The sequence below is a fragment of the Methylobacterium phyllostachyos genome, assembly GCF_900103445.1.
Classification (GTDB): domain Bacteria; phylum Pseudomonadota; class Alphaproteobacteria; order Rhizobiales; family Beijerinckiaceae; genus Methylobacterium; species Methylobacterium phyllostachyos.
The window spans coordinates 134,507-155,306 of sequence record NZ_FNHS01000006.1; the positions used below are offsets into that span (position 1 = coordinate 134,507).

The following is a 20,800-nucleotide window of genomic DNA, read 5'->3' on the forward strand; positions in this document are numbered from 1 at the left end:
TCCGGCAAGGAGATCCGATGCGCTACACGCTTGGTTGCAGCCTGTCCTACAATATCCTCTCGGACACCACCTTCATCTTCAATCTGGAGGTGGCCAAGCTGAAGAGCGTCGAGATCCTGAGCGAGAGCCTGGTCCTGACGCCCAACCTGAAGCGCGACATCTACATCTCGCCCGATCTCCAGAACCGCTATCTCGGCCTCAACGTCCCGACGGGCCAGTTCGCGCTGGAATACAATGCGGAGGTGGACCTGACGGTGCACCGGGCCGATCCAGCGAGCATCAACGAGACGCCGGTCGGGCAACTGCCCCTCGACATCCTCCCCTTCCTGCTGCCGAGCCGCTTCGTCTCGTCGGACCGGCTGACGCCCTTCGCGCTGGCGGAGTTCGGCGCCCTGCCCAAGGGCCATGCCCGCGTGAACCAGATCTGCAATTGGATCCACGATCACATCACCTATCAGCCCGGCACCAGCGACGGTGAGACGACCGCGGACGAGTCGCTGCTCAAGCGCGCCGGCGTCTGCCGCGACTTTGCGCATATCGGCACGGCCTTCTGCCGGGCGCTGGGCATCCCCGCCCGGTTCGTGAGCTGCTACGCCCACGGCCTCGTACCGAGCGACTTCCATGCGGTGTTCGAGGCCTATCTCGAAGGCCGCTGGTGGCTGTTCGATGCCACACGGCAGGCCGACCTCGATGGTCTGGTGCGGATCGGCGTCGGCCGCGATGCCGCCGAGATCGCGTTTTCGACGCCGTTCGGCAACATGCAGCCGGTGAACCAGCAGGTGCGGATCCAGCGCACGGACGGGCAGGGCAGCCCCATGCCTCGCACCGTTGACGCAATCTCGACCGAGATTCCCGCACCGCATGCGGGAGCGGCCTGACGCGACAAGGACAACCCGCCGTCGCGCGGTTCTCGGATTGCACCGGCTGCGCGCTCGGGCAATCCGAAGCCGTGTTCGGGCGCATCGCGCGTGGCGGAGGGCGGGAGCGCCCCTAGACTCTGGGCGTCACGACATGCGGCCTGCCGCCGGGCGCCTACATTCGGCCTATCAAACCGCTCTATCTAGGGTATATATATGCCTGTAATCAGGTGAAAATAATAATAACTCTCATTAGTTATAAGTAAGTATGCCTTCTGATCGAAGGTCTATTGGCGGCGAATTGTTGGCGCATGCGACGCCCCGGCCGCATGGGCGGGCACGAAGATCTTCTTCTTTGCGCCAATCTATCCGCCGTGCAGGTAAAATCTTTAACCTCTCGCCGGTTCGCGAAATGCGCCGAAGCGTGGCTGTGGCGGGGTCGCAACACCGTAAAACGATCCCGGATCCGCCCCGAGACCTGCCCGTAAACGCCGCGATCCCGCCATAGTCCGGGCCCAACTCAACATCCGCGGTAAACGGCAGTTTCGACAACGCTTTACCGTTAACGAACGAGGTTTTCCGAGCACGTGGATGATGGCTCTGGCGCATCGCGAATGGCGAGGCGCCGCGGTCCTTCGCACCCGCTCGGAATCGGTGGCGCGAAGGCTTTGTCCGGGTTCATGGTGACGCGTTTGAACGACAAGTCGAAGCTGCCGAGCCGTCACGTCACCGAGGGGCCGGACCGGGCTCCGCATCGCTCCTATCTCTACGCCATGGGTCTGACTCGCGAGCAGATCCATCAGCCGCTGGTCGGCGTCGCCTCGTGCTGGAACGAGGCCGCCCCCTGCAACATCTCGCTGATGCGGCAGGCGCAGGCGGTAAAGAAGGGCGTCGCGGCCGCCCACGGCACGCCGCGCGAGTTCTGCACCATCACGGTGACCGACGGCATCGCCATGGGCCATGGCGGCATGCGCGCCTCGCTGCCGTCGCGCGAGGTCATCGCCGATTCGGTCGAGCTGACCATGCGCGGCCACGCCTACGACGCGCTGGTGGGCTTGGCCGGCTGCGACAAGTCGCTGCCCGGCATGATGATGGCGATGGTGCGCCTCAACGTGCCGTCGATCTTCATCTACGGCGGCTCGATCCTGCCGGGCTCGTTCCGCGGCAAGGCGGTGACCGTGCAGGACCTGTTCGAGGCGGTCGGCAAGGTCGCGGTCGGCGACATGAGCCTGGAGGATCTCGACGAGCTGGAGCAGGTCGCCTGCCCCTCGGCCGGCGCCTGCGGCGCGCAGTTCACCGCCAACACGATGGCGACCGTCTCCGAGGCGATCGGCCTCGCGCTGCCCTACTCGGCCGGCGCCCCCGCTCCTTATGAGATCCGGGACAAGTTCTGCGCCACCGCTGGCGAGAAGGTGATGGAGCTCCTGGCGAAGCAGATCCGCCCGCGCGACATCGTCACCCGCAAGGCCCTGGAGAACGCCGCGACGGTGGTGGCGGCCTCCGGCGGCTCGACCAACGCGGCGCTGCACCTGCCGGCGATCGCGCATGAATGCGGCATCGAGTTCACGCTGTTCGACGTCGCCGAGATCTTCCGGCGCACGCCCTACATCGCCGATCTGAAGCCGGGCGGACGCTACGTCGCCAAGGACATGTTCGAGGTCGGCGGGATCCCGCTGCTGATGAAGACGCTGCTCGACCACGGCTTCATGCACGGCGACTGCATGACAGTCACGGGCCGCACCATCGCGGAGAACATGGATCGGGTGACCTGGAACCCGGATCAGGATGTGGTCTATCCGGCCAACAAGCCGATCACCCAGACCGGCGGCGTGGTCGGCCTGAAGGGCAACCTCGCCCCCGAGGGCGCGATCGTGAAGGTCGCCGGCATGCCGACCGAGAAGCAGGTCTTCACCGGCCCGGCCCGCGTGTTCGACGGCGAGGAGGCCTGCTTTGAGGCCGTCCAGTCGCGGACCTATAAACAAGGCGAGGTTCTGGTCATCCGCTACGAGGGTCCGCGCGGCGGCCCCGGCATGCGCGAGATGCTGTCGACCACCGCGGCCCTCTACGGCCAGGGCATGGGCGACAAGGTCGCGCTGATCACCGACGGGCGCTTCTCCGGTGCGACCCGCGGCTTCTGCGTTGGCCATGTCGGACCCGAGGCAGCGGTCGGAGGCCCGATCGGCCTGATCCGCGACGGCGACATGATCACGCTCGACGCGATCCAGGGCACGCTCAACGTCGCCCTGTCGGACGAGGAACTCGCCGAGCGGCGGAAGGCCTGGACGCCGCGGGGCAACACCGCGACCTCTGGCTATCTCTGGAAATACGCGCAGGGCGTCGGCCCGGCGCTCTACGGCGCCGTCACGCACCCCGGAGGTACCAAGGAGACGCAGAGCTATGCGGACGTCTAGGACTGACCTCAGCCGGCGCAGGGCGCCGGCCGGGGCCGATCCCGGTCGGTTCCGGTCTGCCGGCAGGGCCGCCCTGGCGGCTTGGGCACTCGTGCTTCTTGCCCTGCCGACCGACGCGCCGCGCGCCCTCGACGCCAATGTGCGTACGCCGGTCCAGGTGCCGGTGGCCGACAAGAGCTATCGCTCGGCCAAGGATGCGCTCCGGGCCGGCATGCGCGAGTACAATGCCGGCGACAAGCAGGGCGCCGCCCGAGCGCTCGAATACGCGGCCGGTCAGGGCCATGCCCTGGCCCTGTGGAAGCTCGGCCGGATGTATGCCGATGGTGACGGCGTACCCCACGACGACCTGAAGGCATTCGAGTTCTTCTCCCGAATCGCCGATGCCAGCACCGATGACGGGCCCGATCCGCAGAACTCCGCGGTGCTCGGCAGCGCGTTTACAGCGCTCGGCACCTACTTCCTGGAGGGGATCAAGGGCACCTACGTGCGCCCGAATCCCGAGCGCGCCTACGACATGTTCAACTACGCGGCGTCCTACTACGGCGACCCGAACGCGCAGTACAATCTGGCCCGCCTCTACCTCGACGGCACGGGCGTCGAGTCCGATCCCCGGCAGGCGGCGCGCTGGTTCAACCTCGCGGCCGAGAAGGGGCATCACCCCGCCCAGGCGCTGCTCGGCGACATGCTGATCAATGGTCTCGGCGGCGTCCCGATCCAGCGCGTGAAGGGCCTGATGTGGCTCTCCCTCGCCCGGGAGGGCGCGGAGGGCCGCAAGGACGACTGGATCGTGGCGCTCTACGACAAGAACTGGGCCGCCGCTGCCGAGGACGACCGTGCCGAGGCACAGACCCAGCTCCAGACCGTAGGCTCGATCCGGCGGCGGCACTGACCGCCGCCGGATTGGCTCAGCCCTTCTTGGCGTCCAAGGCGATCTTGAACGACGGCCGCGCCAGCGTGTCGGCGACATAGGCCGCGAGCTTCGGCCAGCGTCCGGCATCGATCCGAGCCTCGGCCAGTTGGAAGTTGTAGAAGCCGGTGGCGACCGAGATATCGGCAATGCTGAAGGCATCGCCTGTCAGGTACGGACCCGAGATCTCGCCCTCCAGATAGTCGAAGAGCGGCGGCAGGTCCTTGTCGAGGGCCTTGGACACCGCGTCCTCGTTGGTGGGTTGCTTCATCATATTGGGCTTGAGCACCCGCTCGACGAAGGGCACGATCAGCTTTCCGAACAGCTCGGTGTCGCCGAACTTGTCGAACCAGACCGCGCGGCCGAGCGCCTTCGGATCGGTCGGCACCAGGGCCGGCGTCGGGTGCTTGCGCTCCAGATACCAAAGGATGGCCGAGGAATCGGCGAGGTGGAAACCGTCATCCTCAAGGGCCGGGATCTTGCCGAACGGGCTTGCCGCCTGGAAGTCCGCATCCGGCGCGTGGAACATGACGGGCTTGTGCTCGTACGAGACGCCCTTCTCAATCAATGAGACCAGAACCTTGCGGACGAAGGGCGAGTAACCGGTACCGTAGACGATCAAGCGGAACTCCTATGCTGACGGACGCGGCAGGCGATGAGCCGCGTGCCAACTCACTACATAGGGCGTTGTGTCAGCCTGCCGACAATTCGACCGTGACCGGGACGTGATCGGATGGTTTATCGAGCCCGCGCAGGTGCTTCTGCACCGAGGCCGAGACCAGCCGGTCGGCGGCCTGGGGCGAGAGCAGCAGGTGGTCGATCCGAATCCCGGCATTCCGCTGCCAGCAGCCAGCCTGGTAGTCCCAGAAGGTGTAGAGCCCGTCGCGCGGATCGCAGGCCCGCAGGCCGTCCGTGTAGCCCTCGGCCAGCAAGGCGCGGAACGCCATGCGGGTCTCTGGGAGGAACAGCGCGTCGGACCGCCACGCCTCCGGATCGGCTGCGTCGGCGGGTTCGGGGATGACGTTGTAGTCGCCCGCCAGCACCACCGCGTGTTCGTCCTCCATCAGCATGCAGGCGTGGAGCCGCAGTCGTTCAAGGAAGGCGAGCTTGTAGGGGTATTTCGGGCTGTCGACGGGATTGCCGTTCGGCAGATAGATCGAGGCGACCCGCACCGGCCGTAAGTCGTCGCCGGTGATCAGCGCCTCGATGTAGCGGGCCTGTTCGTCCTCGGCATCCCCGGGCAGTCCGCGCCGGACATCGCGCATCGCCAGCGGCGCGCGGACCAGCAGGGCGACGCCGTTATAGGCTTTCTGGCCCAGCGTCTCGACGGCGTAGCCGGCGGCTTCGACCTCCTCGCGGGGGAACGCCGGATCCTGGCATTTCAGCTCTTGAAGGCAGACCACGTCGGGCTTTGCCTCGTCGAGGAAACCCAGGAGGTGAGGCAAGCGCTGCTTGATCGAGTTGACGTTCCAGGTCGTGATCCGCATCGCCTCGCATCCGGTCGCCGCAGGGCCGTCATCCGCGCTTCGCGTCGCGCTGGCAAGGCCGTCCCGATGCAAGGCCGGGGACTTGCGCATGGGTTTGCCAGTCTCAGGTGCGGAAAGCGGGGGGAGCGCCGGATGGATTGGTTCGCGCCGGTGCGGGCCTATTGTGAGAGGACCGGCCCCGATTTCTGGGCTGAACCCGTCAACGCCTTGTCGAATGCTGGTTTCCTGCTGGCGGCCGCCGCTGCGGCGCGTCGCGGGTCTCGAGCGGATCCGCCGGACCGCGCCGCCCTCGCGCTCGCCGGGTTGATCGCCGTCGTCGGCATCGGCTCCTTCCTGTTCCACACGCTCGCGGTCACGTGGGCGATGCTCGCCGACGTCATTCCGATCGCGGTGTTCGTCGACGCGTACTCGCGCTCGCCCTCAGCCGGTATCTGCGGCTCGCTCCGGTCAACGTCGTCGTGTCCACCGCTGGGTTCGCCCTGTTCAGCTTCGTCCTCACGCCGCTCGTCGATGGCCTGACCGGGCGCGACGTGTCGCGGCTGACCAACGGGTCGATCGATTATCTCCCGGCGTTGCTTGCGCTGTTCGGCATGGTCGCGGCGACCGTCATGCGGTCCGAGGAGGGCCGTGTCAGCACCGGGCGGCGCCTTGCCGGGATCGGCGTGCTGTTCCTGATCTCGCTCGTCGCTCGCACCGCCGATCAGACCGCCTGTACCGCTCTGCCGATCGGCACGCATGCGGTCTGGCACATCCTCAACGCCGCCGTGCTCTACGCCCTCGTGGCGACGGCGATCCGGCACCGTGAAACCGGCGGTTGAGGCAACGGTCCCGCAGGGCCATTTTCTTGCAGCGCGGACGGTTTTCTTGCAGAAGTCCCCGGCATCGGACACCCGGATCGTCTCGGGCGCACGGGCATGGAAAAGGCTATGACAGTGAGCTTTCGCCTCGGGATCGCCGGCCTCGGCACCGTCGGTGCGTCGGTGGTCCGGATGGTCGAGCGCCGCCGGACGGCGATGGAAGCGGCGGGCCTCGACCTGCGCGTCACTGCGGTCTCCTCACGCGACCGCCGCCGCGACCGCGGTCTCGATCTGACGGGTATCGAGTGGTTCGACGATCCGGTCGCCATGGCGCGTTCGGGAAAGGTCGATTGCGTCGTCGAGCTGATCGGCGGATCCGAGGGCGCCGCTAAGGCGGTGGTCGAGGCGGCGCTCGAATCCGGCAAGTCGGTGGTCACCGCCAACAAGGCCCTCCTCGCCCGCCACGGCGCGAGTCTCGCGGCGCTCGCCGAGGGGCGTCGCGTCGCGCTCGCCTACGAGGCCGCGGTGGCCGGCGGGATCCCGGTGATCAAGACCCTGCGGGAGGGGCTGCCGGGCAACACGATCACCCGCGTATCCGGGATCCTCAACGGAACCTGCAACTACATCCTCAGCCGGATGGAGCACGAGGGCCTGACCTTCGAGGCGTGCCTGAAGGATGCGCAGGCACTCGGCTATGCCGAGGCAGATCCGACCTTCGATGTCGAGGGCTTCGACACCGCGCACAAGCTGGCCATCATCACGGCACTCGCCTTCGGCACCGCGGTCGATGCCGAAGGCGTGTCGGTGGAGGGAATCTCGCGCGTCCAGCCCCTCGATCTGCGCATGGCTGACGAGCTCGGCTACCGGATCAAGCTGCTCGGCGTCGCGCAGGCCACCGAGGCCGGGATCGAGCAGCGGGTGCATCCCACAATGGTGCCGAAATCCTCTGCGATCGCGCAGGTGATGGGCGTTACCAACGCGGTCAGCATCGACGCGGACGCGGTCGGCGAGTTGACCCTGATCGGCCCTGGCGCCGGCGGCGACGCGACGGCCTCCGCTGTGGTCGCCGACATCGCCGACGTGGCGCGCGGGATCGTGCGGCCGACTTTCGGCATCCCGGCCGCCGCCATGCGTGCCAGCGAGCGCGTCGAGATGCAGCGCCACGAGGGCGGCTACTATATCCGCCTCACGGTTCATGACCGGCCCGGTGTCGCGGCTGGCGTGGCGCAGCGGATGGCCGAGCGTGAGATCTCCCTGGAGAGCATCCTGCAGCGCCGGACCGAGGGCGCAGGCACTGATCCTCGCGGGCGCTCGGGCCGCCCGGTGCCGCTGGTCCTGATCACGTACGCAGCGACCGAGGGCAACATCCGCGCAGCCCTCGACGCCATCGATGCGGACGGGTTGCTGGCCGAGCCGCCGCAGGTGATCCGTATCGAGCGGGAATAGCGATCGCGCCCATTCGACGATCCCCGCCCTGATCGCTCGCGAGGCAGATGAACCGGGTTCGGCGTCTGATGCGATCTTGAGCATAAGGCGCACAAAGCCAATGCAGGTTATAGGCCTTGCCCGAGCGAGGCGTAGGCTGAACGACTGAGGCGCGACGGCGTTCAATCCGGGATCCGACTTCAAGATCGGGCGCGGGAAAAGGCAGGAAACGATGGCTGATGGTTTCACCTCCGCATCGCGGGGGGTCCCGCGCATGCTCGCCCTGGAACTCGCCCGCGTGACGGAGCGCGCCGCGATCGCCGCCGCCCGGCTGCGCGGCAAGGGCGACGAGAAGGCCGCGGACCAGGCGGCTGTCGATGCCATGCGGGCCGAACTCAACGGCCTCCCGATCCGTGGCACCGTGGTGATCGGAGAAGGGGAGCGAGACCAGGCGCCGATGCTGTTCATCGGTGAGCGCCTCGGGCGCGGCGAGGGCCCGGAGGTCGATATCGCGGTCGATCCCCTCGAAGGTACCACGCTCTGCGCCAAGGACATGCCGGGAGCGATCGCCGTGATGGCGATGGCCGAGCGCGGCTCCCTGCTCGCGGCGCCCGACGTCTATATGCAGAAGATCGCAATCGGGCCGGGCTACCCGCCAGGCCTCGTCGATCTGGACGCGAGCCCGACCGACAACATCCTGGCGCTGGCCCGGGCCAAGGGGGTCGATCCGCAGCAGATCACCGCCCTGATCCTGGACCGGCCGCGCCACGCGGCGCTCGTGGCCGAGGTGCGGGCGGCCGGGGGCGCGGTGCGCCTGATCTCAGACGGCGACATCGCCGGTATCATCTTCACGGCGAGCCCCGAGGAGACTGGTATCGACATCTATCTCGGGATCGGTGCGGCCCCCGAGGGTGTCCTCGCCGCGGCCGCGATGCGGTGCATCGGCGGCCAGATGCAGGGGCGCCTGATCCTCGACACGGCAGACCGCCGCCGCCGGGCCACCGAGATGGGCATCGAGGATCATAACCGGAAATACGATCTCACCGATCTCGCGAGCGGCGACGTGATCGTGGCCGCCACCGGCGTTACCGATGGTGCGCTCCTGCGGGGCGTCCGCTTCCGTCCGGACCGGATTCAGACCGAGACGGTGGTCTATCGCTCGGAGGCCGGCACTGTCCGCCGCATCCTCGGCGAGCATCGGCGCGGCCTGACCTGAGGCGCCCGGATCACCGGGCGCGGTGAACCGTCAGTTCAGCACCACCACTTTGGTGCCGACGTTGACGCGGCTGAACAGGTCGATCGCGTCCTGGTTGATCATCCGGATACAACCCGACGAGACGCTCTTGCCGATCGAGAACGGCTCGAGCGTGCCGTGGATGCGGAACAGCGTGTCCTTGTTGCCCTGCCAGAGGTACATGGCGCGGGCGCCGAGCGGATTGCGCAGGCCACCCGCGACGCCCAGTCCGCTCTGCAGCTTGTCGACCTCGCTCGCGAGCTTGGGGCTGCGCGCGATCATCTCCTTGGGCGGATACCAGTCCGGCCAAGCCTGCTTCGAGTTGACGGTCGCGGAGCCGGACCACGAGAAGCCCTGCTTGCCGACCCCCACGCCGTAGCGGCGCGCCCGGCCGTTCTCCTGAACCAGCGTGAGCTGGTGCGCCCGCGGATCGACGATGATCGTGCCGGGCTCGTACGGGCCGTGATAGGCGATCTCCTGGCGCAGGAACGCTGGGTTCATCTTCTTGTAATTGAAGGCCTGGATCGGGAACACGTCGTCCGTCACGGGCCCGTAGGCCTTCGCGTAATCGATCGGCTCGTTATCGGGCGCCCGCAGCACCGCCTTGGCCTTCGCGGCCTCCAGGGGCGAGAGCCCCTCAGCCGGCGGGACGGCGCTGCCGGGGCGGGCCGGAACGGTGGGATCGACCTCAAGGGAGGCTGAGGGCGGCGGGGCCGACGGCGCTGCGGGCGCAGGGCGGATGAAGTCGGTGCGCCCGGTATAGGGCAGGTAGCGGCCGCCGCGCCGCACGTAGAACGCGCCGTTCTGATCCTGATAGAGTTGACCGTCGTCGCCGAACCCATCGATGCCGGTCTCGGCGACAGGGCCACGACTCTGTGCATGAGCGGGCGCGACGAAGGCGAGGCCGGCTAGGCCGGCCAGGATGAGGCGGCGGATCGGGGCGGACATGCGAGATTTCCCTGGATAGCGACACCGCTTGTCGTGGCGGCTCGCAATCGAGCGGCCCAGCACGAATATGCGGCCCAGCTCAGTCCGAGACTTAGCAAATATCGCGTACAGCCGCCAAGTTGCGCACGCGGGCACGAACGACCCACAGGGCCCTTCTGCGGATGGTGTTGCCGTTGTGCCGCTATCGCTCCCGTGTTCTGCGCTACCATAAGCCAGATCATCGCCCCCGGTAACATCCGCCAAGTCATACGTCGTCCATCCGGAACCGCGCCCGCCCGCGATACAATTGGAAACGGGTTAGGCCCAATGTTCAGGGGCACCCGTGTGCGTCGAAGCGGCGCCCACCGTAGAGAGAGCTTTGAGATCGCACTGCGGCGCCCGTTTGCTTGGCAGGCTTGCCTTCGGGATCGGCATGGGGGCCTCACTCGGTGGCCGGTCCAGAATGCGAACGCCGCGCAGCGGCAACCCCAGGATCTGGCACGCTTGCTGCATTGCATCAGGTGCCGCGCCTGCTGCGGCGGGGGAGCAACGACGCTCCAAACAGCGGACGGTGTGAGTCCGGATCCCTTGGCCCGCGCGACCGCGTGACGGTTCGCCCCCTTGAGACGAGCACCTGCTATGGCCAGCTTCAAGACCGTGATGAAGTCGGGTCACCCCCCGACGCTGTTCGCCGCTTTCCTGTACTTCGATTTCTGCTTCGCCATCTGGGTCCTGAACGGCGCCATGGGCCCGTTCATCACCGAGACGTACAAGCTCTCGCCGGCCCAAACCGGCTTCATGATTTCGCTGCCGATCCTGGCGGGTGCGCTCATGCGCTTCCCGCTCGGTGTCCTCGCCCAGTATATCGGCCGCAAGAACGCAGCGATCGTCGAGATGAGCGTGATCATGCTCGCGATGGCGTACGGCTATCTGTTCGTTTCCTCCTACAACGACGTGCTGGCGATGGGTGTGCTGCTCGGCATCGCGGGCGCGTCCTTCGGTGTGGCACTCTCGCTCGGTTCCGGCTGGTTCCCCCCGGAGCACAAGGGCCTCGCCATGGGCATCGCGGGCGCGGGCAATTCCGGCACGGTGCTGGCCGTGCTCTTCGCCCCGCCACTGGCGCAGGCCTATGGCTGGCAGACCACCTACGCCTTCGCGGGCCTCGTCATGCTGCTGCCGCTGGTGGTCATGATCGTGCTCGCCAAGGAACCGCCGGATTGCGAGCACCAGTCGTTCAAGGAGCACATCTCCTGCCTGTTCACGAAGGACGGCTGGGCCTTCTCGCTGATCTACGTCATCACCTTCGGCGGCTTCGTCGGCCTGTCGAACTTCCTGCCGACCTTCTTCTACGAGCAGTTCGCCGTCACGAAGGTCGAGGCCGGGCGGCTGACCATGCTGGCGGCCTTCATGGGCTCAGGCATCCGGATCGTCGGCGGCTATTTCGCGGATCGGATGGGTGGCATCGCGGTCCTGTCGGTGGTGCTGCTCGCAGCGATCGCGACGTTCCTCTCGCTCACCGCGACCCCGTCGCTGGTGCTCACGACGCTCCTGTTCATGCTCTGCTTCGCAGCGCTCGGCGCCGGCAACGGTGCGCTGTTCCAGCTCGTGCCCCTGCGCTGGCCGGCGAACACGGCAGTGGCCGGTTCGATGATCGGGGAGATCGGGGCGCTCGGCGGCGCGATCCTGCCGAACGTCATGGGCCTGTCGAAGCAGTATACCGGCTCGTTCTCGCTGGGCTTCATCGGCTATGCCGCCTTCACCGCCCTGGTCCTGGGCTGCCTCGCCCTGTGGCAGCGCAAGTGGGTCGGCCGCTGGGTCGGGCCACGCGGCAAGGCACTCGGTACGCCGACCGAGGGCGAGACCGGGCAGTTGCAGCCGGCCACCGCTTAAACCGGCAACCCGCATCGAATAACGGACCGGGGGCCCTCGCGGCCCCCGTTTTCGTTGGCGCTCCCATCACCGTTTCTCGGTCTTCGCGTAATTCCCGGTTGCCAATCGCGTCTCGAAGCGTTTGAATAATGCATTACGAGAGAGCGCCCAACCGCAGGTTGAGGCGCCAGGTGGCCGTCAGCGGCGGCGCCCCGATGGGAAGGAACGGTCGATGTCGAAGCGCTTCAGCGCCACGAATGGCGTGCTCGGCCTGCTGTGCGTGATGTATTTCATCACCTATCTCGACCGGGTGAACATCGCCACGGCGGGCGCCGAGATCATCCGCGATTTCGGCATGTCGAAGACCGATTTCGGCCTGATCCTCTCGGCCTTCGCCTATCCCTATGCGATCTTCCAGGTGATCGGTGGGTCCGTCGGCGACAAGTTCGGCGCCCGGCGGACGCTGCTGGTCTGCGGAATGATCTGGGCCATGGCCACCATTCTGACCGGGATGGTCGGGGGGTTGGTGAGCCTGTTCCTCGCTAGGGTCCTGCTCGGCTTTGGTGAGGGCGCGACCTTCCCGACTGCGACGCGGGCGATGCAGAACTGGACGGCCCCGGGCCGGCGCGGCTTCGCACAGGGCATCACCCACGCCTTCGCGCGTCTCGGTAACGCGGTGGCGCCGCCGATCGTCGCCTTCCTGATCTGGCATTTCGGCTGGCGCACCAGCTTCGTGATTCTGGGCGCGATCAGCTTCGTCTGGGTGGCGATCTGGTACACCTATTTCCGCGACGACCCCTCCGATCATCCGGCGATCACTCAGGCCGAACTTGAAACCTTGCCCCCGCCGCGCAAGGTCGGCGCGAAACAGTCCGTGCCGTGGGGAGCGCTGACCCGCCGGATGCTGCCGGTGACCATCACGTATTTCTGCTATGGTTGGACCCTGTGGCTGTTCCTCGGCTGGCTGCCGAGCTTCTTCAAGGAGAATTACAGCCTGGATCTGAAGAACTCGGCGCTGTTTGCCTCGGGTGTATTCTTCGCGGGCGTGGTCGGCGACACGGTCGGTGGCATGATGAGCGACTTCATCCTGCATCGCACCGGGAAGGTGAAGCTCGCCCGGCTGTCGGTGATCGTGGTCGGCTTCCTCGGCGCAGCCGCGAGCCTCGCAGGCGTATTCATGACCCACGACCTCACGTTCGTGGCGCTGCTCCTTTCCTCGGGCTTCTTCTTCGCCGAGTTGGTGATCGGACCGATCTGGTCCGTGCCGATGGACATCGCGCCGAAATATGCCGGCACCGCGAGCGGTCTGATGAACACCGGCTCCGCCGTGGCGGCGATCATCTCACCGATCGTGTTCGGTGTGATCGTCGATCTGACGGGGAGTTGGACATTGCCGTTCGTTGGCTCGGTCGGCCTCTGCTTGCTGGGCGCCGGCCTCGCCTTCACGATGCACCCCGAGCGGGAATTCGTCGAGCCGGCGGAGAAGCCGCTCGGATCCGCTGCGACGGTCCCGGCCGGGGAGTAGTCTCACGATGACGGGGACGACAGGGCGATCCGGCCCGCTCGTCGGGATGCGGGTGATCGAACTCGCGCACATCATGGCTGGGCCAGTCTGCGGGCTGATGCTGGCCGACATGGGCGCGGAGGTCATCAAGGTCGAGAAGATGGACGGCGACGATACCCGTCGCACCGTCCCGCCTGCCCTGGAGGGCGAAAGCGCCGCCTACATGATGATGAACCGCGGCAAGCGCGGCATCAGCCTCGACCTGAAGGACCCGGATGGCGTGGCGGTGCTGCGCCGCCTGCTCAAGGGCGCCGACGCCCTGATCGAGAATTACCGCGGCGGCACGATGGAGCGCCTCGGGATCGGTTACGACACGCTGCGCGAAGAGTTTCCCGAGCTTGTCTACTGCTCGCTCTCCGGCTTCGGCCGCACTGGGCCCTATGCCGACCGCGCCGGATTCGACCTCGTCGCCCAGGGCATGAGCGGGCTCATGTCGGTGACGGGGGAGGGGCCCGGGCGGCCGCCGATGAAGTGCGGGCCGCCGGTCACCGACATCACCGCCGGCATCCTCGCCGCCATGGGCGTGCTCGCAGCTTATTCCAACCGGCTCCGGACGGGCCGGGGGCAGGCGGTCGACACCTCGCTGTTCGAGGCCGGCATCACCCACACCTACTGGCAATCGGCCATCGCCATGGCGACGGGGATCGCGCCGGGCCCGATGGGCTCGGCCCATCCGCTGAACGCGCCCTACGAGGCGTTCGAGACCGCCGACGGCTGGATCACCATTGGGGCGGCCAACCAGACCAACTGGCTGCGCCTGCTCAAGGCGATCGGCGCCGACGCCCTGGCCGAGGATCCGCGCTTCGCCCTCAATCGCGACCGGATGGCCAACCGTCAGGAGCTTGCCGCGACGTTGGCACCTATTTTCCGGGCACACTCCTCCGCCGAGTGGCTGGCGCGGCTCGAAGCCGGCGGCGTCCCGGCCGGGCCGGTGCTGGACGTCAACGCCATGCATCGGGATCCACAAACGCAGGCGCGCGCGATGGTGGTCGAGGTCGATCATCCGCGGGTCGGGCGCATGAAGACGCTCGGCCTGCCGGTGAAGTTCTCGGACACCCCGGGCCGCGTCCACGGCCCGGCCCCGTTGCTCGGCGAGCATTCCCGGGCGATCCTGGCCGAGGCCGGCTACGCGCCGGACGAGATCGACAGCCTGATCGCGCGGGGCGTCGTCCGCGAGACCGTGGCCTGACGCGACCCCTGGAGACGCATCCGATGAGTGCCACGCCCGCCACGGACGAACTGCTGTTCACCATCGACGACGCTGGCATCGCCCGGATCGTGCTCAACCGGCCGCAGGCGCGCAACGCCCTGACCTTCGCGATGTATCAGGGCCTGATCACCTGCTGCGAGGCGGTCGCCGACAACCCGGCCGTGAAGGCGCTGATCATCACGGGCGCCGGCGAGAAGGCCTTCGCGGCCGGCACCGACATCGCGCAGTTCCGCGACTTCAAGACCGCCGAGGACGCGCTGGGCTACGAGCGATTCATGGACCGGGTGCTCGGCGCGCTGGAGCGGCTGCGGGTCCCAACCATCGCGGCGATCGCGGGCGCCTGTACGGGCGGGGGCGCGGCCATCGCGGCGGCCTGCGACCTGCGCATCGCCACGCGGGACGCCCGGTTCGGCTTCCCGATCGCCCGGACGCTCGGCAATTGCCTGAGCCAGGGCAACCTCAAACGCCTCTCCGGGCTGATCGGCCCGGCCCGGGTCAAGGACATCATCTTCACCGCGCGCCTCGTCGGGGCCGAGGAGGCGCTGGCCATCGGGCTCGTCGGCGAGGTGGTGGAGGATCGCGCTGCCCTCACCGAGCGGGTCGACACCCTCGCGCAGCTGCTCGCCGGCCACGCACCGCTGACCATGCAGGCGACCAAGGAGGGGCTACGCCGCCTCGCCGAGGAGGAGGCGCCGGAGGAGGGTGCCGCTCATCCGGGCGATGACCTGATCCTCATGTGCTACATGAGCCAGGACTTTCGCGAGGGGATGGAGGCGTTCCTCGGCAAGCGCCCGCCGAACTGGTCCGGGCGCTGAGGCTCAGCCGGCCGCCGCGCAGACATCGACCCAGGTGGCGGCGGTCAGCGCGGCCATCCGCTCCGGGGCGATCCGGACTGCACTGTGCGTGCTGCCGGCGGCCGGCACCACCTCGTCGAAGGCCTTGAGCGACACGTCGCAATAGACCGGCAGCGGCGCGATCAGGCCGAAGGGGCACACGCCACCGACCGGATGGCCGGTGATCCCCTCGACTTCCGCGAGATCGAGCATCCGCACCTTGCCGCCGAGGACCGCCTTGGCTTTCTTGTTGTCGAGCCGGGCATCTCCGCGGGTGACAACCAGGACGATCTGGTCGCCGACCCGGAGCGAGAGCGTCTTGGCGATCTGCGCCGGCGCGACGCCGTGGGCTGCAGCGGCCTCCGCCACGGTGGCGGTGCGGGTTTCGAGTTCCAGAACCGCGATGTCGGGCGCCTTTTCGGCGAAGAAGGCCCGAACGGAGGCGAGACTCATGATGGATCCTGGGAACGCGGAACTGTGCGGGCGTTCCCCTACGCCAACGCTGTTCGAGGCGCGACCAAGATATGGCTTCGCCTCGCGCAAGGGAGCCGCGGATCTGCACGCCGTCTTGGAATACGGAGCGCGATCCGCGCCGCGCCTTTCCCTCCCCCCGCGGAGGGGGAGGGAACGCACGCAGGACTCGGCCTACGGACGGCAACAGCGCAAGCAACCTACCGCGTCGTCGCCAGCAGCCAATCCGGTAGCCACATCGCGATGCCCGGCACGAGGCACAGGATCAGGATCGCCACCGCCATCAGAAGCACGAAGGGCAGGGTGCCCCAGATGATGTCCGAGAGCGGGATGTCGGGCGCGATGTTCTTGATGACGAAGATGTTCAAGCCCACCGGCGGGTGGATCAGCCCCATCTCCATGGTGATGGTCATCACCACGCCGAACCACACCAGATCGAATCCCGCGGCCTTGAGCGGCGGCAGGATGATCGGCGCCGTCATCAGGATGATCGAGACCGGGGGCAGGAAGAAGCCCAGCACGATCACCAGCGCCAGGATCGTCACCAGCAGAACCCAGGGCGAGAGCTGCATCGCCACGATCGCCTGCGCGGCCGATTGCGAGATGTGCAGGTAGCTCATCACGTAGGCGTAGAGCAGCGACATGCCGATGATCAGCATCAGCATGGTCGATTCACGCAGGGTCGCGGTCAGGATCGGGCTGACGTCCCGGAACCGCCAGACGCCGTAGATCGCGGCGATCAGCGCCAGCGCCAACAGGCCGCCGAGACCCGCCGTCTCCGAAGGCGTGGAATAGCCGCCGTAGAGCGCCACCATCACACCGGTCAGCAAGACTACGAAGGGCAGCACCCGCGGCAGCGTCGAGAAGCGCTGCGCCATGCTGTACTGTTCGTCCGCCAGGATCGGCGAGGCCGGACCGCCACGCTCCAAGGCCGCCTTGGCGGTCGCGTATTCGGAGCGGAAGCGGATCATCGACCAGGTAGCGAACAGGCTGACCAGCAGCAGCCCCGGCCCGATCCCGGCCAGAAAGAGCCGCCCGAGCGACTGCTCGGCCGCCACGGCGTACAGAATCATGGTGATGGAGGGCGGCAGCAGGATGCCGAGCGTGCCACCGGCCGCGATGATGCCGGCCGCGAAGCCCGGCGAGTAGCCGCGCTTGCGCATCTCCGGGATGCCGGCGGAGCCGATGGCCGAGCAGGTCGCCGGGCTCGAACCCGCCATGGCGGCGAACAGGGCGCAGGCGAAGACGTTGGCAATGCCCAGACCCCCGGGAATGCGGTGCATCCAGGCATGCATGGCCGAGTAGAGGTCCTGGCCCGCCCGGGACCGGCCGATCGCCGCGCCCTTCAGGATGAAGAGCGGGATCGACAGCAGGGTGATGGAGGCCATCTCCTCGTAGACGTTCTGCGCCACCGTATCGAGGGAGGCGCCCGGCATGAACGCGACCATGAAGGCCAGCGCCACGAAGCCCAGCGCGAACGCGATGGGGATGCCGGAGAGCATGGCCCCGAGGGTAGCGCCCGCGTAGAGGAAGCCGATCGCGGCGGTGCTCATCGCTTACCCTTAGCGCTGACCGTCTGGCCCATCGGATCGGGGCCTTCCGGCGCGAGATTGCGGTTCAGATCAGCGCCGAGCCCGATCTTCGGCTTCGCCCAGCCGGCCGCCCGGGGGCCGTAAGCCAGCGCCTCGGCGATCTGCAGCGCGAATTGCAGGCACAGGAGGCTCATCCCGGCTGCCATCAGCGTGTAGGGGATCCAGAGCGGCGGACCCCAGGTCGATTGCGAGATCTGCCCATCGGTCCAGGCCTCGTGGTCGAGGGACCAGCTCTTCCAGGCGAAGAACAGACAGAAGGTGAGGCTGATCACGTCGGCGAGCAGCAGGCGGACCCGGTTGGCAGCCGGCGGCAGCAGGCCGGTCAGCGCCTCGATCGCCACATGGCCGCGCTTGGCCTGAACCCCGGCGGCCGACAGGAAGGTGGCCCCGATGATCAGGAACACCGCCATCTCATCCTGCCACTCGGTCGGCTCCTTCAGGAGGTAGCGGACGACGACGCTGTGGGTCAGCACGAGGCAGGCCGCCACCAGGCAGAGGCCGCCGATCCCGAGGATCACCCGGTTCAGCAGGCGCATCGCCCGGTCGAGGGTGCCCAGAAGCCCGGGCAGCTGCGGCTCGTCGGCGGCTCGGGTATCGGGAGAGGCCGTAGCGGCGTCGAAGCCGTGGCTCACGCGACCTGCTCCGCTAGCTTCAGCAGCTCCGCGCAATTGGCGTTCTTGGCAGCGTAGTCCTTCCAAGCCGTATTGCGGGCGATGTCCCGCCACGCGCCAAGGGATGTCTCATCGACCTGAACGACCTTGGCACCGGCTTTTGAGAAAATCTCTTCGACGCGGGTGTCGTCCTCCTTGGCGCCGGCCTGGCCGAAGGCTTCCAGTTCGGCCCCGACCGTCATGATCAGATCCTGCTGGTCCTTCGGCAGGCCGGAGAACACGATCTTCGACATCATGATGGGTTCGAGCATGAACCAGTAGGAGCGCTCCCGGCCCGACGTCAGGGCCTTGGACAGCTCCTCCAGACGGAAGGAGATGAGGCTGGTCGAGGAGGTGATGACCGCATCGCAGGCGCCGGTCTGCATCGCCGCATAGGATTCGTTCGACGGGATGGAGAGGGTGGCGGCACCCGCCTCCTTCATCATCATGTCCATCTCGCGCGAACCGCCGCGGACCTTCATGCCCTTGGCGTCCGCCGGGCTGACCAGCGGCCGCTCGCGGCTCGCGACACCGCCCGCCTGCCAGACCCAGGAGACGAGAATGATGCCCTTGGAGTCCAAAATCTCGGTCAGCTTGCGCCCCACCGGCGCGTTCTTCCAGGCGACCGCCTGCGCGTAGGACGTCACCAGCGCCGGCATCAGACCGATATTCATCTCCGGCACCTCGCCGCCCGCGTAGGGGCTCGGGTAAAGCGACATGTCGAGGGCGCCCTTGCGCATGGCGCCGAACTGGGCGTTCGTCTTCATCAGCGAGGATCCGGGATAGACCTGGACCTCCAGCGCGCCCTTGGAGCGCTCGGCGACCGTCTTGGCGAACTTCCGGCACATGCGATCGCGGAAATCGCCTTCGTCGATCGTGCCGCCGGGAAACTGGTGGGACAGTTTCAGCGTCGTGGCCGCGTAAGCGGATCCAAGACCAAATTTCAGGATGGCCGGTGTTGCGAGTGTTGCCGCGACAAGCGAGCGACGAGTTGGCGTCATGAAACTCTCCCGCACCGCAAACATTGCGGATCAATTTTTTGTGCAGCGCATAAATACGTGGCGTCCGTGTATGCATGAAGGACTGCCTTGTATATTTTGTCAATGCGCAAGCATATTGTCGTTCGCTTGGCCTATGGGGCCGGCGCGGGCTCAACTGCGCCGTTCGGGGGAATTGTGGGGATGAATCACGCCCAGCGCCTGAAACAGCGGATCGAGGATGAGATCGTCTCGGGCGAACTCGCCCTGGGGTCGCGGCTCGATGAGAATCAGCTCGCCGCGCGCTTCGGGGTCTCGCGAACGCCAATTCGCGAGGCGCTGCTGCAACTCGCCGTCACGGGGCTCGTGCAAACCAAGCCGCGGCGTGGCGCGGTCGTCAGCACGCCCGAGCCGCATCTGCTGCTCGCGATGTTCGAGACGATGGCGGAGATCGAGGCGGCCTGCGGACGGCTCGCCGCTCGACGCTCCGCGCCCGAGGACGCCGCCGCCCTGCGCGAAGCCCTGTCAGGCTGCCGCGACGCCATGACGATCGAGGATGCGGAGGCGTACTACGCCGAGAACTACGTGTTCCATACGGTCGTCTACCGGGCGAGCCACAACGCCTTCCTGGCCGATCAGGCCCTCTCGTTGCACCGGCGTCTGGCGCCGTTCCGCCGCCTGCAATTGCGGGTCCGGCAGCGCCTGCCGCAATCCCTCGCCGAGCATGAGGCGATCGTCGATGCCATCCTGGCTGGCGATGCAGCGGGGGCCGCCGAGGCGCTGCGCAACCATGTCCTCGTGCAGGGTGACCGCTTTACCGATCTCGTCGCCGGCTTGAGGGCCCCCGATGCCGCATGAGCGCCCAGCCGCCTGCAGCCTCAGGTCTCAAAGCGGCTCGACAGCGCCGTAATTGGCCGCGATCACGGATTTCTTCCCCCGGATATGCTCGCGCATGAGGGTCGAGAGCGCGGTGCCGTCCCTGGCGCGCAGCAGCTCGATCATGCGCTCGTGTTCGGTCACTGCGCGCGACCATTGATCCGGCGTCTGATGGGCGGAGTAGCGCGACCTCTGAATGCGGCCGGCCAAGCTCTCGTATATATTGGCCAGCACTGTGTTCCGGCTGGCCACCATGATGGCTTCGTGGATTCGCCGGTTGTGGCTGAAGTATCCGGCCTCGTCGCCGGCCTTCCAGGCGGCGACCATTGCGACGTGCTCGACCTCGATAGCGTCGATCTCGCCGTCGCTGATCGTGCGGCAGGCGAGATCGCCGGCTGTCGCCTCCAGGCCGGCGATAACCTCCATCATCTCTTCAAGTTCGGTGTCCGAGATGCTGGCGACGCGGGCGCCGCGGTTCGGCAGGAGTTCGAGCAGACCTTCCGTCGCCAGGATCTTGATCGCTTCGCGCAGCGGTGTCCGCGAGATGCCGAAGCGCTCGGTTAGCTCGCCCTCGTTGATCCGCGCCTTCGGCTCCATTTCGCCTGAGCGGATCAACGCGCGCATCCGTTCCGCCACTTCGTCATGGAGGTAGCGGCGGCTGATACCGATCCCGGGTTCGATCTTGTTCATGGTCCCCCGACACACGGCAGGTC

The 20,800-nt window shown here is 67.3% G+C and carries 18 protein-coding genes and 1 pseudogene; 11 read left to right on the forward strand and 8 right to left on the reverse strand.

The window, feature by feature from the left end:
* Positions 1-17 precede the first annotated feature (17 nt).
* The 3 genes from BLQ49_RS11325 to BLQ49_RS11335 all read left to right on the forward strand — a co-directional run bounded on the left by BLQ49_RS11325 (position 18) and on the right by BLQ49_RS11335 (position 4,157).
* Positions 18-878 (forward strand): transglutaminase-like domain-containing protein, encoded by an 861-nt coding sequence (locus BLQ49_RS11325; protein ID WP_091715897.1) that lies wholly within the window; start codon positions 18-20, stop codon positions 876-878.
* A 659-nt stretch (positions 879-1,537) separates the two neighbouring features.
* Positions 1,538-3,268, forward strand: a complete 1,731-nt coding sequence (gene ilvD, locus BLQ49_RS11330; protein WP_091715899.1) for a dihydroxy-acid dehydratase — start codon at positions 1,538-1,540, stop codon at positions 3,266-3,268.
* On the forward strand, positions 3,255-4,157 hold the full coding sequence (locus BLQ49_RS11335; protein ID WP_091715900.1) for a tetratricopeptide repeat protein: 903 nt from the start codon (positions 3,255-3,257) through the stop codon (positions 4,155-4,157). Before ilvD ends, BLQ49_RS11335 begins: the two co-directional genes overlap by 14 nt.
* Before the next feature lie 16 nt (positions 4,158-4,173).
* Here BLQ49_RS11335 and BLQ49_RS11340 read toward each other — a convergent pair whose 3' ends face one another.
* Complete coding sequence (locus tag BLQ49_RS11340) at positions 4,174-4,797, reverse strand: glutathione S-transferase family protein (RefSeq protein ID WP_091715902.1); 624 nt, start codon at positions 4,795-4,797, stop codon at positions 4,174-4,176.
* Between the two features lie 70 nt (positions 4,798-4,867).
* Entirely contained in the window at positions 4,868-5,662 is a 795-nt protein-coding gene (xth, locus tag BLQ49_RS11345; protein WP_091716189.1) for an exodeoxyribonuclease III, read from the reverse strand.
* Positions 5,663-5,794: 132 nt separating this feature from the next.
* On the opposite strand from xth, the pseudogene BLQ49_RS11350 reads away from it, so the two are divergent.
* The 3 genes and pseudogenes from BLQ49_RS11350 to glpX all read left to right on the forward strand — a co-directional run bounded on the left by BLQ49_RS11350 (position 5,795) and on the right by glpX (position 9,100).
* Positions 5,795-6,480 (forward strand): annotated as a pseudogene (locus BLQ49_RS11350) (ceramidase domain-containing protein).
* 108 nt (positions 6,481-6,588) lie between these two features.
* On the forward strand, positions 6,589-7,905 hold the full coding sequence (locus tag BLQ49_RS11355; protein ID WP_091715904.1) for a homoserine dehydrogenase: 1,317 nt from the start codon (positions 6,589-6,591) through the stop codon (positions 7,903-7,905).
* Positions 7,906-8,116: 211 nt separating this feature from the next.
* Positions 8,117-9,100, forward strand: a complete 984-nt coding sequence (gene glpX / locus BLQ49_RS11360; protein WP_091715905.1) for a class II fructose-bisphosphatase — start codon at positions 8,117-8,119, stop codon at positions 9,098-9,100.
* Between the two features lie 30 nt (positions 9,101-9,130).
* Here the strand turns inward: glpX and BLQ49_RS11365 are convergent, their stop codons facing one another.
* The gene (locus tag BLQ49_RS11365) at positions 9,131-10,066 is read right to left on the reverse strand and encodes a L,D-transpeptidase (protein ID WP_091715907.1); all 936 of its coding nucleotides are present in this window, start codon (positions 10,064-10,066) and stop codon (positions 9,131-9,133) included.
* Between the two features lie 618 nt (positions 10,067-10,684).
* Here BLQ49_RS11365 and BLQ49_RS11370 point away from each other — a divergent pair.
* From BLQ49_RS11370 to BLQ49_RS11385, 4 genes are all read left to right on the forward strand, one after another.
* On the forward strand, positions 10,685-11,935 hold the full coding sequence (locus tag BLQ49_RS11370) for a nitrate/nitrite transporter (RefSeq protein WP_091715908.1): 1,251 nt from the start codon (positions 10,685-10,687) through the stop codon (positions 11,933-11,935).
* A gap of 211 nt (positions 11,936-12,146) precedes the next feature.
* Positions 12,147-13,439 (forward strand): MFS transporter, encoded by a 1,293-nt coding sequence (locus BLQ49_RS11375; protein ID WP_091715909.1) that lies wholly within the window; start codon positions 12,147-12,149, stop codon positions 13,437-13,439.
* A 7-nt stretch (positions 13,440-13,446) separates the two neighbouring features.
* A complete protein-coding gene (locus tag BLQ49_RS11380) occupies positions 13,447-14,667 on the forward strand; it encodes a CaiB/BaiF CoA transferase family protein (RefSeq protein ID WP_091715911.1) in 1,221 nt (406 codons plus the stop codon).
* Between the two features lie 23 nt (positions 14,668-14,690).
* The gene (locus tag BLQ49_RS11385) at positions 14,691-15,503 is read left to right on the forward strand and encodes an enoyl-CoA hydratase/isomerase family protein (RefSeq protein ID WP_091715912.1); all 813 of its coding nucleotides are present in this window, start codon (positions 14,691-14,693) and stop codon (positions 15,501-15,503) included.
* A 3-nt stretch (positions 15,504-15,506) separates the two neighbouring features.
* Here the strand turns inward: BLQ49_RS11385 and BLQ49_RS11390 are convergent, their stop codons facing one another.
* The 4 genes from BLQ49_RS11390 to dctP form a co-directional block, all read right to left on the reverse strand.
* Positions 15,507-15,974, reverse strand: coding sequence for a YbaK/EbsC family protein (locus tag BLQ49_RS11390; protein ID WP_091715914.1), 468 nt, complete (start codon positions 15,972-15,974; stop codon positions 15,507-15,509).
* Positions 15,975-16,192: 218 nt separating this feature from the next.
* Complete coding sequence (locus BLQ49_RS11395) at positions 16,193-17,545, reverse strand: TRAP transporter large permease (protein ID WP_091715915.1); 1,353 nt, start codon at positions 17,543-17,545, stop codon at positions 16,193-16,195.
* A complete protein-coding gene (locus BLQ49_RS11400; RefSeq protein ID WP_091715917.1) occupies positions 17,542-18,216 on the reverse strand; it encodes a TRAP transporter small permease in 675 nt (224 codons plus the stop codon). Before BLQ49_RS11400 ends, BLQ49_RS11395 begins: the two co-directional genes overlap by 4 nt.
* Positions 18,213-19,235, reverse strand: a complete 1,023-nt coding sequence (dctP, locus tag BLQ49_RS11405; protein ID WP_091716191.1) for a TRAP transporter substrate-binding protein DctP — start codon at positions 19,233-19,235, stop codon at positions 18,213-18,215. Before dctP ends, BLQ49_RS11400 begins: the two co-directional genes overlap by 4 nt.
* A 180-nt stretch (positions 19,236-19,415) precedes the next feature.
* Between dctP and BLQ49_RS11410 the strand changes: the two genes are divergently transcribed.
* The gene (locus BLQ49_RS11410) at positions 19,416-20,069 is read left to right on the forward strand and encodes a GntR family transcriptional regulator (RefSeq protein WP_091715918.1); all 654 of its coding nucleotides are present in this window, start codon (positions 19,416-19,418) and stop codon (positions 20,067-20,069) included.
* Between the two features lie 27 nt (positions 20,070-20,096).
* On the opposite strand, the gene BLQ49_RS11415 is transcribed toward BLQ49_RS11410, so the two are convergent.
* Positions 20,097-20,777, reverse strand: a complete 681-nt coding sequence (locus BLQ49_RS11415) for a GntR family transcriptional regulator (RefSeq protein WP_091715920.1) — start codon at positions 20,775-20,777, stop codon at positions 20,097-20,099.
* Positions 20,778-20,800: the final 23 nt, after the last annotated feature.